Here is a 13,921-nt window from a genome sequence, read left to right as displayed (position 1 = left end):
ACATGACTGATGTGTTTCAAATTATGTTTCAAATTTGAAGTTAAATTGTCATTGAGAATAGCTTTGTTTCGGGTGCTTTTCTAATTAAACGTAAATCAAATGCCATGCATATATTTCGAACAAAAGGTTTTCCTTTTTCAGTTACAATAATTCCATGATCTAAGAATTTCAACAAACCATCCGCTTCCATTTCTTCTAAGCTACTATGAATTGTTTCTAATTCTGGAAATTGCATTGATGCTTCGTTCCAAGAAGTTGTAAACTGGCACATTAAATTTAAAATATGCTTTCTGATTACTAAATCTTCTGAAGTAAGTAGATGCCCTCTAAAAACAGGTAATTGATTGGCTTCTAGTCGAGAGTAATAATCTTCAATTGTTTTTTCATTTTGTGCAAAACTATACCAACTATCACTGATTGAAGAAACACCTAAACCTATCATCAATTGAGTTTTAGAAGCTGTATATCCCATGAAATTTCGATGCAATTTTCCTTCTTTAAAAGAAGTAAACATGGTATCGTTTTCTAATGCAAAATGATCCATTCCAATTTCATGATAACCATTAGTTGCAAGCATTTTTTTACCTTCTTCATACAGTTGACGTTTTTCATCGTCTTTAGGCAAATCTTCATCATTAAATCCGCGTTGTCCATTACCTTTAATCCATGGCACATGAGCATAACTATAAAAAGCTAATCTATCTGGAAGTAATGATTTTGTTTTATCAATCGTATCTTTTACATTGCTTAAAGTTTGAAATGGCAAACCAAAAATTAAATCATGACCTATTGATGTATAACCAATTTCTTTTGCCCAAAAACTCACTTTAGCAACATTATGAAAAGGCTGGATACGATGAATTGCTTGCTGTACTTTTTCTGCATAATCTTGTACACCAAAACTTACTCTTCTAAAGCCTAAATCATATAGTTTTTGTAAATGTTGACGAGTTGTATTATTTGGATGTCCTTCAAAACTAAATTCATGCACTTTAGCTTTTTCTGCATATTGAAAAATTCCGTTGATTAGCAATTCTAAATTTTCAGGTGAAAAAAAAGTTGGTGTTCCTCCACCCAAATGAATTTCTTTAATAATTGGCTTTCTAGGAAACAAATCACAATACATTCGCCACTCTTTCAAAACGGCCAATATATATGGATGCTCAACTTCATGACGCTTTGTGATGCGTTTATTGCAGCCACAAAAAGTACATAAACTCTCACAAAAAGGCAAATGAATATACAAACTAATCCCTTCTGTAGCATTGGATTCTTTAAACGACCTTACCAATGTAGCTTTCCAATCTTCAACATGAAATAAATCCTCTTCCCAATAAGGAACTGTAGGGTAACTGGTATAACGTGGACCAGGTACATTGTATTTTTGGACTAAAGAAAGTTGCATAGTAGGTACATTTTTTTCAGAATACGAAGATAGGGCAAGCCTCAAAAACAAAAAATGATAATTATCATATCGCTCTTATGTAACAAATATTACAGAACAAGGCAGTACAAAATTGTACATTTGAATACTAAAATTTACACGAAATGAATGCAAAATTTAACGAAATAATAAATGCAAATCACTTGGTTTTGGTTGACTTCTATGCTGATTGGTGTGGACCATGCAAAATGATGTCTCCCATTCTACAAGAAGTAAAAACAACATTAAAAGACGATATAAAAATAATAAAAATAAATGTAGACCAACACCAAGATTTAGCGGCCCATTTTATGGTGAGAGGTGTTCCTACGCTGATGCTTTTTAAAAGTGGAAAAATGCTCTGGAGACAATCGGGTGTACTAAGTACTAGTGATTTAATTAAAATTATAGAATCCCATTTGAAATAATATTTTGTATATTTATAAAACTTTTTAATCCATTTAATAGAATCTTATGAAAATAAAAATGTTTAGCTTTTTAATATTAGTAATAGCTTTTTCATCATGTATTAAAAAATCTGTGGAAGGCGTTGTGCTTTCTGATGCTACAAGCTTCGAGAAAAAAATGAGTGCTCCTAATGTCCAATTAATAGATGTTAGAACACCTGAAGAATTTGCAGAAGGTCATCTTCCAAAAGCTGTGAATATTGATGTTACTGGTGATGATTTTGAAACAAAAGTTGCTTCTTTAGATAAAGAACAACCTGTAATGGTTTATTGCAAAATGGGCGGTAGAAGTGCAAAAGCAGCTGAAAAGCTAAAAGAATTAGGCTTCAAAAATATAACTGATTTAGATGGTGGATTCTCAAATTGGTCCAATGAAGACAAACCCATTGAAAAATAAACAATAAACCACAATATTATGAAAAAAAACGTTGGAAATGGCGATAGATTTTTACGAGTTATCGTAGGTGTTATTGCAATTATTCTAGGACTTTCTGGAAAATTAGATGGGAACTTAAAATGGATGGCCTTAGGAGTTGGTGCTATTATGGTAATAACTTCCTTTGTACAGTTTTGTCCACTGTACACTATTTTAGGAATTAATACGTGTAAAGTTAAACCTAAAAAATAGATTCACTTACATTATAAAAAAAAGATGACCAGTAAATTACTGATCATCTTTTTTCTTTTTATCACTTTTCATCATCATCATAACAGCTCCTACTAAGCCTAATAGAACAAGTGCAAATACAACAATCATTATAAATGTACCGTTTTCATGTGAATAAAGTGGGTGAATTAAGTTTGCCATAGTTACTTAAGTTAGAGTTTTAACAAATGTATTACTTATCTAAACAGATTTTTATGATAATTATCATATTAAAATTACTCCAAAAATTTGCTTTTTAATGCCGGTGTAGGCACCAAACAAGATTCTTTTTTCCCATACCACTTGTATCTATTTTTAGCCACATATTCATAAATTAAATCGCGGAAACCCGTTGGTAAAATTTGGAAAACTGTTGCTAATGTAAATATCCCTTTCAATCCTTTTGCAATGTGTAAAGCGGCTGTTGATTTATAATAATAGGCAATTCCTGGTTCATATAAAACAATACTATCAATATGGATAGAATTAATACCAATATGTTTTAATACTTTTTGTCCCAATTCAGATTGTAGTGCTACAAATCGAAATACATCTGCAATATCGTGCTTAATAACGTATTGTATGGAAGCATCACACAAATTACAAACTCCATCAAATAGGATTATTTTTTTATCTTTTGGTAAATCTTGTATTTCCATAGTTCTAGTTCAATTTAAAAGCTGAAACAGTATCATTTTACAACAACTCTAGACCGGTTGCACATATTCTAATTGATCTAAACTCACTTTTGAAGTAAAAATACCATAATTCACTGTTGCTTTTGTTTTTTCAATTGCATCTATTGTTCCAATGGCTTTTCCGTCTTTCATACGCACCCTATCTCCTACTTTAAGAATTACTTTAGGCTTATTTTCTTCTTCAATTTTGGCTTTAATTTTCTTTTCTTTTTTAACGACACGGATTTCTTCCACTATTACTTTAACTTCTTCCTCAACTTTCTTTTGGATAACTTCTTTAACTTTCTTTTCCTTAGCAGATAATTTTTTACGTTTCGAATTTTCAATTTCAACCATTTTTAAAAACTCACCTATTAATGTCTTTTTATCTTTATTATTGAAATAACTTTCCGAAATATCGTCTATTTTTTGTCCAATGTAAATCAAACGCTGATTGGCATCATACAATTCTTGATAACGCTCCAGTTTATCTTGAATTTTTGCGTTAATGGTTTCCATTTTCTTGCTTTCTTCCCTTGCTTTAGTTTCTTCTTCTTTAAGGTTTAAAGAAGTTTTTTCTAGTTTAGAACGCTCTTTTTGAAGAGTAGCAATGGTTTTATCAAAGCGAACTTTTCCCCCTTCAATTTTCTTCTTAGCCCGATTAATTAAACCAAATGGAATCCCATTTTTTTGCGCTACTTCAAATGTAAATGAACTTCCCGCTTGCCCCAATATCAATTTATACATTGGTTCTAATGATTTCTCATCAAACATCATATTTGCATTAGATGCAAAGGGTAATTCGTTAGCTAAAATTTTTAAATTACTGTAATGTGTCGTAATAATTCCAAAAGCTTCTCGAGCATAAAATTCTTCTAAAAAAGTTTCTGCCAAAGCACCACCTAATTCGGGGTCAGAACCTGTTCCAAATTCATCAATTAAAAATAAGGTTTTGGCATTACATTTCTTTAAAAAGTAGTTCATATTTTTCAAGCGATAACTATACGTACTCAAATGATTTTCTATCGATTGATTGTCGCCTATATCGGTTAATATTCTATCAAACAAGAAAGTTTCACTGCGTTCGTGTACGGGAATCAACATTCCACTTTGCAACATCAATTGCAACAACCCAACCGTTTTTAAGGAAATAGTTTTTCCACCTGCATTGGGTCCCGAAATTACAATAATGCGACTTTCGTTGTGCAATTCTATAGTTTGTGGATATGTAACGGCTTTCTTGGCTTTGTTATTCAAATATAATATAGGATGATAAGCCTCTCTAAAAAACAAACGCTTTTCTTCAATAATATTGGGTAAAATACCGTTGATTTTATGTGCATATTTTGCTTTAGCTGCTATAACATCAATATCACTCAAAAAATCTTGATAAGCGGCAATTGTTTCTGTAAACGGACGAATTTCATTCGTTAAACGTTTCAAAATGCGCATGATTTCTTCACGTTCTTCAAATTCTAAATTATTTAATTCACGGGAATAGCGTTGTGCTGCTTCGGGCTCAATATAGGCAATGCTTCCTGTTTTTGAAGTACCTAAAATAGAGCCTTTTACTTTTCGACGATACATTGCTAAGACAGCCAAAACTCTTCGGTTTTCAACCACTGTTTCTTTAATATCATCTAAATAACCTAAGGAATTGTATTGGCTCAAAGCCATCCCAAAACTTTGGTTGATTTTCCCTCGCACTAAATTAATACTTCGTCTAATTTCAATTAAATCGGGTGATGCATTATCTTTAATAATACCAAACTTATCTACTACTTCATCTATGCGTTGTACAATTAATTTTACGATATCAATTGTGCTTGCTTTTTGATATAAATTGGGATAATAATCTTCAAATTTCTTTAAAAATTGAATTAACGTAATTGCGGTTTCCGTCAGATTCGCTATTTTTTTAAAACTAGTTACTTCCAAAAAACTATCTTCAATCGCTAAGAATTTTAACTCATAATTGATGTTTTCAAAGCCATGATTGGGAATAGCATTATTATTCGAAAACGAAGCAACATATTCAGAAGTTTGCTTTAAATTCGTCAACAAAGCTTCTTTGTTTTTAAAAGGAGTTATTGCCATTGCTTTTTCCTCACCAATATCGGTATTACATTTACTGGCAATAGTTTGCAAAATGGTATTAAATTCTAAATCTTGTAGCGTTTTTTCTGTAATCGAAATCATTTTTCTTTTTCTTGTAGGTCAAAGTTACAAAGTAATGCAGGCATATTGCAATAGAAATTTATATTTTTGGTAAAATTTATAGAATGTTTATCAAAAAAGCGTCTTGGCAACAGTTATTAGCAACCGAATTTCAAAAGCCTTATTTTTTGGAATTGATGCAACAGGTAGCGCATGAATATGAAACTACCACTTGTTTTCCTCCAATGGAACTCATTTTTAATGCTTTTGAACAATTTGATTTTGAGGAAACCAAAGTAGTAATCATTGGACAAGACCCATATCATGGAACGGGTGAAGCAAATGGTTTATGTTTTTCGGTAAATGATGGCATTGCGATTCCTCCTTCATTAAAAAATATTTTCACAGAGATTAATACGGAGTACGAAAGTATTTTTTTTCCAAATTCGGGTAATTTAGAACGCTGGGCAAAACAAGGCGTCTTACTTTTAAACGCTGGGCTTACCGTTAGAAAAGACGCCGCTAATAGCCACAAACATCTAAAATGGAATCTGTTTACTGATGCAGTAATTCAACTCATCGATGAGCAATCTGAAAATGTGGTGTTTTTACTTTGGGGTAGTTTTGCTCAAAAAAAAGGAAAGTTAATCAATCGTAATAAACATTTGGTTTTAGAAAGCGGCCATCCCTCTCCTTTGAGTGCTAATCGTGGTTTTTGGTTTGGTAACAATCATTTTAAATTAACCAATGTTTATTTGAACGAAAAAGGGAAAAAAGAAATTGAATGGTAATAGAAAAACAAATGCAACACAATTGTTTTTCTAATTTTTATCAAAATTCACCATCCATTCAATTCCAAATTTATCTCTAAACATCCCAAAACAGGATTCGTCTGAATTCTCAGTAAGAGGAATTTCAATTGTTCCTCCAGTTGAAAGGTTATCAAACAATTGCTTTGCTTCTTCTTTGCTTGCTGCGGTTATTGAAATTTTGCTTCTGTTTTCGTTTTCATTGGTTTTTCCCATGAATTCGGGAACGTCATTACCCATTAAAAAGTTATCTCCAATTGGTAGCGCAATGTGCATGATTTTATTGGCTTCATTCTCAGAAATAGGAAACTCAGGTGTTGCAAAATCTTTAAAGCAAATAATTCTTGCAAACTCACCGCCAAATACTGCTTTATAAAAATTAAACGCTTCTTCAGCATTGCCGTTAAAGTTGATATGTGGATTGATTTGTGCCATAGTTTAATTTTTTAAGTTGTTGTTTTTATTCTTAATAGTATTTTGATAGGTACTGCTGTTTAGAATCTAATAGTTTTATCCAAAAAATTCAATTAAACATCCAAAACCAAAAATACAAAATAGACTTCAAAGAAATAGCGAAAACCTATGTTAACTGCCATAATTCTCTTTAAGCTTTCTCATTACTAATCTTACACCTTGTTGAGTATCTTGATTAAAAGAATTGGTAAAAATTATATATGCTTTCCCTTGTATTCTGTCTATATGAACGAGTGAATAATATGTCTCTACAGTACCTGAATGAGTTGAAAGCTCTTTGCCATTTTCATAAATATTATACCAACCTAAAGAATAATTTTCAATTCCCTTATGAATAAATTGATATGTTTTTGCTGTTAGATAATTGTTATTTCCCTCCAATCCGTCTAAATTAAATTGAATAAATTTTATGTAATCTTTCAACTTAATATTTAAATCTCCAGCAGGCTCAGTAAAATCTAAATTATAGTCAACAGTTGAAGCAACAGGGATTAATTTATCATTTTCAAATAAATGTCCCCAAGTATCCTTGCTTTTTTGATTTTCAGGCCAAGAAAATCCTACATCTAATTTTAAATCTTTATGGAATACTTTTTCCACCAACTGTTCCCAACTCTTTTTTGTAACTCTCTCTAACATCATTGTTGCCAATGTATAACCTGCGTTAGAGTAAATGAATTTGTGAGTAGTGTCAACATCAACAGGATTTAAAGTAAGCACAAACTTTCCAAAGGAATTTCTTTTTTCTTGTTTTGTTCCTTTAAATTCAGGAATACTTGGGTCGTTTTCCCCTTGAAAAGGTTGAATTCTTGCTCGATGAGAAAGTAAATCCTGTAACGTAATTTGATGATATTCTACATTTGATTCTTCTTTCCATTCAGGAAATATATCAAAGAATTTGGTGGTCCATTTCAATTTACCCTTTTCAACATATTTAGCAACAATAAAAGCAGTCATTGCTTTTGTATTTGATCCAATGTGAAATCTATCATTAATTGTTGCAGCGTCAGAGAGCTCTATTGAATGCTTCCCTAATGCCTCAATTTCTAATATTGCTTTACTGTTTATGACAGCATAACTTAATTCTGGTATATTATAAACTATTCGTATTGAATCCACAAACTGACTTGTGCTCTGTCCAAAACATAAAGCAGAAAAACTTAGAAATAATAGTATTGTTGATTTTTTCATTTTATAGGGTATTACAGCTAACTTTAATGAGCTCAATTGTAGTAGAATATAACCTACGTTATTACAAATATAACGAAACAAAATATTCAGCAACGGATTTTCCTACTGAAAATCCGTAAGTAGCTATTGAATCTAACCGCTATTTGTAGCTGGAATTATTAATGTTCATAATTTCTTTTTCTAATCTGTCGAAATTCTCTTCATTTTTTGGACCAGCAAAATTTTTAATTTTCCAGCATTCCTCAATTGTTTCGAAAATCATACGAAATGAAATCTGCGTTTTGCTTTCTTCAAGTTTCTCAAACGCAATTTCCATGTCAAATAATGGCTTAGAGTTTCTTTTCCAAGCAACCAATTTAAAAGGTAAAACAGTTGTAAATACAGAAGAGTTTTCATAATTCCCTATTTCAGGACCATGCATTGTTAAGACCCATTTTCCGCCAGGTCTAAGATCAAATTCATGAATTGTATTTGAGAAACCATTTGGTCCCCACCAATTTTTCAAATGTGTAGGATTTGCAAAAGCTTCATAAACAATTTCTACTGGAAAATTTAAAATTCGTGAACTGAAAATCTCACTATCAGAATTTGAACTCATAATATCTATTAGTTTAGGTTGTGTCTTTAGTTCAACGTATGCAGCTTTGAAAAGTAGCGAAAATCGAAGCACAAATGTACAATTTTACACAAAATATAATGGAAGAAGTACCGTTGAATTTTACACTAAACCCGCCATATTGCCAAACCAATGTTAGCGGTTCGTTGTTTTATTTTATAAATACAAAAAATCTCATACATCAATTTTAAAACCTAATTCAACATCACAAGCAGCTTGTCCTCCGCGTATTCCCCAGTTTTCAGGAACAATTTCTCTTAATAAAATTTTGACGTGGTCTTTTGGGATATTAAAAGTCTCTAAATTTTGTACTATACATTTATATAGATTTCTTTTTGCGTCTAATGAACGCCCTATAAATCCATCAATACTAATATGGGTATAGTATTCTGGGTTGGTCTTATTTGGTGGAATGGCAAAACGATGTGGCTCATGAACGATTAAACGCACATTCTTGTCAGTTGGAAGAATCTTAAACGCTGTTTGTAATGCAAGATGAACAGCATCCATTATTCCAATTTCTTCTTCAATACTATATTTTTTTCTAACCTCAATCAATACACTTGGCATGGTCTTACTTTTATTATATTAATTTTTTTGTCAGTTCTGTTTGTATTTTACAATGGCAAGGTACGCAACTTCACCTCAGTTACTGCTGTAAACACTGCCCAAACAAATATACAGAAATTCTTTCGAACTAAATTGTTGAAAACAAGCCAAATGTCCACCGAAGCAAAAATGGCAAGCGAAAGCCCAACAATAGTGACAAACATGTGCTATCAATAGTGTATTATTAAAATACTTTTCGCTTTCTATATTTCCGTATTAAAATTTGAATCACTATTACCACTATCAAAGCTATTACTGAAATTAATCCTAAAAACAACATAGCTGCCTGTGGCATCCCGCACCGAACTCCTGCGTTTTGACTTTCATTTTCTATAATTTTTATGGCTATTATTATGGTAATAACTTGAAAAACAATGTTTAAAATACTAAGTAAATCAAAATTTCGTTTAACTCTTCTTAATGCTAATATTGAGCCTAGAACAATTTGTGAAAAAAGTGGCAAAATTATTATCAAACAAGAAACTGCAAATAAATTCATCTCGAAAACATTTAATATAGCGTAAACTTTTTTTAGAATTGGCGCCAACGTTTGCAACTTGATTTCAGTAACGTTGCACCTAGACCAAATATAGTAAAACATTCTATTCAATAGCGGATTTTTCGAAGGGAAATCCGGAAGTATCCATTGAAGCAAACCGCTGTTATGCACAGTTATAATTGTTAAAATAAATCTCTTTGAACATTATCAATAATTATTGCTTCTATTTTTTGGGTATCTTTAAAGTTAGAAATTTCATTGTCACATCTTGGGCAATCTGCATAAACTTTATATCCATTTTCATTTAAGTCCATTGATGTACCGCATTTATTACAGATTGGTTTTAAATCTTGAATATTAATTTTACCTGTTAATGGATTTTTTTCCCATTTCCATTTCCACTTTATTCCATCAATTGTTTCTTCTGAATAATTTATAAATGATTTAGATGTAGTAGTTATATTTTTAGGCTTATTGAATGATTTGATTATGATTTTAGAAATTTTATAAACAATTATGATTATTAATAGTAACCATATTTTTATTTCGAATTCAAAAATGTTTTTCCAAAGCCATTTTATTATATCTAATAATGTTGTTAATAAAGGCTTTTGTTTTAACCAATCATAAATTGCAGTGAATAAAATACTTATAAATGCACTAAAGACAGCAATTTTATATTCTGATAAATTTTCTTTCTTCATTTAATTACAATTATATTTTGTTTCAACAAGTTTCCCTTTTTCAGCAATTCCTTTTATTATTGAAATATGCTTATTCTCAATTTTATCAGTGTAATGAATTAAGATTTCGTATTCACAATCTTTGATATGTTTTTCACCTTTCGTTCGTGCAAAAATTTTTCTTGTTGTATTTTTCTCCATTACGAATGGTAAATGTTTACTATGTAATATTAAATCTTCACTCTTTAATTCAAATTCAATTAGTTTAGCTTTTTCACCAATATTAATTATGTCAATATGTAGTTCTCCATCTGTGCCATTATATCCACATCCTTCAACTTTAATGTCTGGTCTTACAGATAAATTTAATTTTTGATTTTCAATTTCTTTTAAATCTTTGAGATTAGTTACAACATTAGCCAACTTATCAATCTGCAACTGTTTGTCTTTATCTCTTCTAAACAAATAAATGAACGAACCAAAAGTAGCTAAACTACCAATAGCAGCAATTAATTGAAAAGTTAAGTTTAAATTTTTTTCAGTTTCATTTTCCTCTATTATTACTCGAGAAATTTTATCGTTATTTGCTTTGTTACTTGTTGAACAAGAGATTGTTATGCAGATAAACAATATGTTTATTAGTAATTTTTTCATAATAATTGTGCATAACGTTTCGCGGCTTAGCACAGTAGCGGCTGCGTGAACGTATTTTTCTTGCTAAGATAGATTTTCCGGCGGAAAATCGAACGTTGTTATTTAAGATAAAAGTAGCTATTGTGCCAAACCGCTGTTAACGGCGGGCTTTTATTTTTTACTCATTATTGTAAATGAAAATTCTCTTTCTTTCATTCTTTTTTGAACTTCAGTAATTGTCGGTGCAATATCTTCGTAAGATTCAATATTTTGGGTTTCCATAATATATTTTTCATATTCATCAATTTCTTTATTATATTCTTCCCAAACTTCATCCAATTCTTTTTTGAAACGTTTCTCAAATACTTGATGAATACATTTTACCGTACTGAATATCATGCTTTCTTCTTCGTTAGTTGTTGCAAACCTTTTCCCGTTCAATTCTTTCCACCATGGCGCAAACACTTTTTTTCTGTCTCTGTTATGATGAGCCAAAAGTTTATTTCTTTTAACTCTTAACGAATCAAACTTCTTTATGTAGTCAATTAAAGGTAATAAGACATAAAGAGTATCAGATAGATAATAATTATCTTCTTCTGCGACAAACTTTTCAAAAACTATAAGTTCATCTAATAACGAACAAATATAAATGTCTAATAATCTATGGACATCTGTATAAACTTGTGTATGTTCGTTAAAGTTTATTTGTTTAACTGCATTTCTTGAATAAGCAATATGAGTACAGATATGATTAACGTTAAATAAAGTATGTTTAAGTTTTTCTATATCCATTTATGTCTTTGTTTTTTCGCAATTTGGGTAAGCTTGCCGTTAACCAGCAAACACCATCAAATACTTACACTTTTATTAATTATTTGATGTAGTTAATTCACTGTAAATTCTAACACGTTATTGGTGGTGTCACCTACTGCTGTTGTTTTAATTGTTACGGTTACGGCATCTTTAGCATTCAAGGAAACCATTTCGTTATCAACCGTTAAGCGATAATCACCTGCTGCTGTTGGTGTAATGGTGGTGTCGTATTCGTAAGTTGTTTCTAGAGCGTCTAATTGGCAAATGGCAGCAATATAATCTCCAAATTGGTTGGTGCCGTTGCTAGTAACAACATTGTACCCTGATGGTGCCACAAGTTCCCATACATTATTAGCATTTTTCTTTTCTAATGTATAATTAAAAAAGAATTGATTGGATGTTGTAGTCAGGTACAAATCAAAAAGATTGCCTCCTGTTTGTGGTAATAGTCTTGGAACATCAGCGGAAACTGCAACTGCATTTCCGCTCAAATTTACAGCAATTAATCCGTTTGCGGTAACTACTTTGGATGCAAAAAACTCATCATCGCTTTCGGTACACCCCGTAAACAATGCAAAAAGAATAGCTATTGCAAAAAATTGAATATATTTTTTCATGATTTAAAGTTTAGTTGTTAGTACGATTGTAAACGATTCTTAAAATCGGTAACCTACATTAATTCCAATACGTGAGATGGTTTCTGGACTATCGGCATGGAATAGGTTTTTACCCATTCCTAATGTTAAGTCAATAACAAAGCTTTCTTTGATATAAAATTTATACCCTATGGAAGCACCAATAGCAACATCATTGTAGTCTTTAACCGTGGTGACTACATAATCAGCGGCACCATTGTTTAATGTGGTTAACTCTTTATATTGTCCGCCATTAATCGATGAAAAAGCCTCAACATAATACAAATTGGCTGCACTTTTAGACAAGGCATAACGCACATAAGGAATCACTTGATAGTCAATTAAAGTACGCGTGTCATCCGTTGGAAAATCGTCTTCTTTACTGGCTTTGTTTAAAAAAACACCTGTTACTCCTACCGAAAAATCATGCTTTAAAAAACGTTCATAAGAAATACCTACTCTTCCGTTTGAAATTAAATTCAATACATCAATTTTAATTTCATTTTTTTTGGCAACAATAGGAGATACAATAGAATCTGAAGAAGTTTGAGCAAAAGCACCAACAGATAAAAAGAAACAAAATAATAGACTTATTTTTTTCATATAATAGGGATTGATAATTTTAGTAAATATAGAAAATTTATCAATTGAAAGTTAAAGCACCTAAAATTTCTTCACTCATGAATCGCCCGCCTGGATATACCGCTGTATAATCTAAGTTAATCCATATTTGCCCACGTTCATCAATATGATAATGTATTTGTTGTCCTTTGCTTTCTTTTGTAAAAAGTTGCTCTTTTATCAAATATATAGCCCATTCTAAATCGTTTTTGTCACCAATCAACATTTCTGGATACAAATGTCCGCCGGTGTGAATGATACGGGGTGTACCGCCAACAGCTTTGATACAAGCTGCCATTAGAATAGCATGGTCGTCACAATCGCCTGAAAAATGTTGTAAACTTTCAGAAGCTGAAGCTATATATTCTCTTCCTTTGGGATCGTTTACATAATTCCAATGGCTATTGATTTCTTTAAAAACAGCAAAACATTGAATCATTATTCGCTTTTCGCCCACTTGTTTTAAATGATCAAAATGCTTGGTTGTAGCACTAAGTGCAAAATTTCGTACCGTAGGATTTGTAAAATCAACAGCATCAATAATTTTAGATTTATTAGGAAAAGGTAATAATTTAGAAATAATAATATCTTGAGGATTCGGGTTGTCCTGCATCGAATAAATCATGTAGCGGTAGTCTTCAAAAACCCGATTAAAACCATAGTTTCCAAAGATGGTTCCTATAAAAAGAGAAATCAAATAGAGAAATGCAATCAAGATAATAATTGTTTTTACCAATCGTAAAAGCAACTGAATCAAAACAATAATGATGACAAATAAAAAAATACGGTCTAAATGAAAGGCCCAATTGAGGTCAATAAAATTTTGATGAGCAATTAAAAAAACTGGAATTGCAATAAGTATGTTAAGCATAAAAATGATAACAGTATCCCACGGCTTTGGCAAAGAAAGCTTTTCTTTGATTTGTTGCAGCGTGAATGGAAATTTTGGTATCATTTAGGGCAAACAA

At 31.2% G+C, this 13,921-nt stretch carries 19 protein-coding genes; 4 read left to right on the top strand and 15 right to left on the bottom strand.

The features are described from left to right. Positions 1 to 40 precede the first annotated feature (40 nt). Positions 41 to 1,405 (bottom strand): oxygen-independent coproporphyrinogen III oxidase, encoded by a 1,365-nt coding sequence (gene hemN / locus VK164_RS02085; RefSeq protein ID WP_324207780.1) that lies wholly within the window; start codon positions 1,403 to 1,405, stop codon positions 41 to 43. Between the two features lie 143 nt (positions 1,406 to 1,548). On the opposite strand from hemN, the gene trxA reads away from it, so the two are divergent. From trxA to VK164_RS02070, 3 genes are read left to right on the top strand one after another with little or no spacing between them, the layout of a single operon-like run. After that, the gene (gene trxA / locus VK164_RS02080; RefSeq protein ID WP_324207779.1) at positions 1,549 to 1,851 is read left to right on the top strand and encodes a thioredoxin; all 303 of its coding nucleotides are present in this window, start codon (positions 1,549 to 1,551) and stop codon (positions 1,849 to 1,851) included. Positions 1,852 to 1,909: 58 nt separating this feature from the next. Beyond that, positions 1,910 to 2,287: a rhodanese-like domain-containing protein gene (locus VK164_RS02075; protein ID WP_324207778.1), complete on the top strand. Its 378-nt coding sequence runs from the start codon at positions 1,910 to 1,912 to the stop codon at positions 2,285 to 2,287. An 18-nt stretch (positions 2,288 to 2,305) separates the two neighbouring features. Further along, a complete protein-coding gene (locus tag VK164_RS02070; protein ID WP_324207777.1) occupies positions 2,306 to 2,518 on the top strand; it encodes a DUF2892 domain-containing protein in 213 nt (70 codons plus the stop codon). A gap of 36 nt (positions 2,519 to 2,554) precedes the next feature. Here the strand turns inward: VK164_RS02070 and VK164_RS02065 are convergent, their stop codons facing one another. The 3 genes from VK164_RS02065 to VK164_RS02055 all read right to left on the bottom strand — a co-directional run bounded on the left by VK164_RS02065 (position 2,555) and on the right by VK164_RS02055 (position 5,412). Continuing rightward, the gene (locus VK164_RS02065; RefSeq protein ID WP_324207776.1) at positions 2,555 to 2,698 is read right to left on the bottom strand and encodes a hypothetical protein; all 144 of its coding nucleotides are present in this window, start codon (positions 2,696 to 2,698) and stop codon (positions 2,555 to 2,557) included. Between the two features lie 74 nt (positions 2,699 to 2,772). Next, positions 2,773 to 3,189, bottom strand: a complete 417-nt coding sequence (locus VK164_RS02060; RefSeq protein WP_324207889.1) for a thiol-disulfide oxidoreductase DCC family protein — start codon at positions 3,187 to 3,189, stop codon at positions 2,773 to 2,775. A gap of 54 nt (positions 3,190 to 3,243) precedes the next feature. Then, positions 3,244 to 5,412: an endonuclease MutS2 gene (locus VK164_RS02055; RefSeq protein ID WP_324207775.1), complete on the bottom strand. Its 2,169-nt coding sequence runs from the start codon at positions 5,410 to 5,412 to the stop codon at positions 3,244 to 3,246. A gap of 83 nt (positions 5,413 to 5,495) precedes the next feature. Here VK164_RS02055 and ung point away from each other — a divergent pair, with 83 nt between their 5' ends. After that, the gene (gene ung, locus VK164_RS02050; protein WP_324207774.1) at positions 5,496 to 6,161 is read left to right on the top strand and encodes a uracil-DNA glycosylase; all 666 of its coding nucleotides are present in this window, start codon (positions 5,496 to 5,498) and stop codon (positions 6,159 to 6,161) included. A 30-nt stretch (positions 6,162 to 6,191) separates the two neighbouring features. On the opposite strand, the gene VK164_RS02045 is transcribed toward ung, so the two are convergent. The 11 genes from VK164_RS02045 to VK164_RS01995 all read right to left on the bottom strand — a co-directional run bounded on the left by VK164_RS02045 (position 6,192) and on the right by VK164_RS01995 (position 13,908). Further along, positions 6,192 to 6,614, bottom strand: a complete 423-nt coding sequence (locus tag VK164_RS02045) for a VOC family protein (RefSeq protein ID WP_324207773.1) — start codon at positions 6,612 to 6,614, stop codon at positions 6,192 to 6,194. Between the two features lie 150 nt (positions 6,615 to 6,764). Continuing rightward, positions 6,765 to 7,844, bottom strand: coding sequence for a serine hydrolase domain-containing protein (locus VK164_RS02040; protein WP_324207772.1), 1,080 nt, complete (start codon positions 7,842 to 7,844; stop codon positions 6,765 to 6,767). 139 nt (positions 7,845 to 7,983) lie between these two features. Beyond that, positions 7,984 to 8,442 (bottom strand): SRPBCC domain-containing protein, encoded by a 459-nt coding sequence (locus VK164_RS02035; RefSeq protein WP_324207771.1) that lies wholly within the window; start codon positions 8,440 to 8,442, stop codon positions 7,984 to 7,986. Positions 8,443 to 8,634: 192 nt separating this feature from the next. After that, entirely contained in the window at positions 8,635 to 9,030 is a 396-nt protein-coding gene (locus VK164_RS02030; RefSeq protein WP_324207770.1) for a tautomerase family protein, read from the bottom strand. A 223-nt stretch (positions 9,031 to 9,253) separates the two neighbouring features. After that, positions 9,254 to 9,568 (bottom strand): hypothetical protein, encoded by a 315-nt coding sequence (locus VK164_RS02025; RefSeq protein ID WP_324207769.1) that lies wholly within the window; start codon positions 9,566 to 9,568, stop codon positions 9,254 to 9,256. Between the two features lie 182 nt (positions 9,569 to 9,750). Further along, positions 9,751 to 10,272: a hypothetical protein gene (locus VK164_RS02020; RefSeq protein ID WP_324207768.1), complete on the bottom strand. Its 522-nt coding sequence runs from the start codon at positions 10,270 to 10,272 to the stop codon at positions 9,751 to 9,753. Further along, entirely contained in the window at positions 10,273 to 10,905 is a 633-nt protein-coding gene (locus tag VK164_RS02015; RefSeq protein WP_324207767.1) for a hypothetical protein, read from the bottom strand. 150 nt (positions 10,906 to 11,055) lie between these two features. Next, positions 11,056 to 11,676 (bottom strand): hypothetical protein, encoded by a 621-nt coding sequence (locus VK164_RS02010; RefSeq protein ID WP_324207766.1) that lies wholly within the window; start codon positions 11,674 to 11,676, stop codon positions 11,056 to 11,058. 92 nt (positions 11,677 to 11,768) lie between these two features. Beyond that, the gene (locus tag VK164_RS02005) at positions 11,769 to 12,314 is read right to left on the bottom strand and encodes a hypothetical protein (RefSeq protein WP_324207765.1); all 546 of its coding nucleotides are present in this window, start codon (positions 12,312 to 12,314) and stop codon (positions 11,769 to 11,771) included. Positions 12,315 to 12,353: 39 nt separating this feature from the next. Then, positions 12,354 to 12,935: a hypothetical protein gene (locus VK164_RS02000; RefSeq protein WP_324207764.1), complete on the bottom strand. Its 582-nt coding sequence runs from the start codon at positions 12,933 to 12,935 to the stop codon at positions 12,354 to 12,356. Between the two features lie 40 nt (positions 12,936 to 12,975). After that, on the bottom strand, positions 12,976 to 13,908 hold the full coding sequence (locus VK164_RS01995; protein ID WP_324207763.1) for a transglutaminase: 933 nt from the start codon (positions 13,906 to 13,908) through the stop codon (positions 12,976 to 12,978). Positions 13,909 to 13,921 lie beyond the last annotated feature (13 nt).

This window comes from Flavobacterium sp. (genome assembly GCF_035299005.1).
Taxonomy (GTDB): domain Bacteria; phylum Bacteroidota; class Bacteroidia; order Flavobacteriales; family Flavobacteriaceae; genus Flavobacterium.
This window is presented reverse-complemented; position numbering and strand designations above follow the sequence as displayed.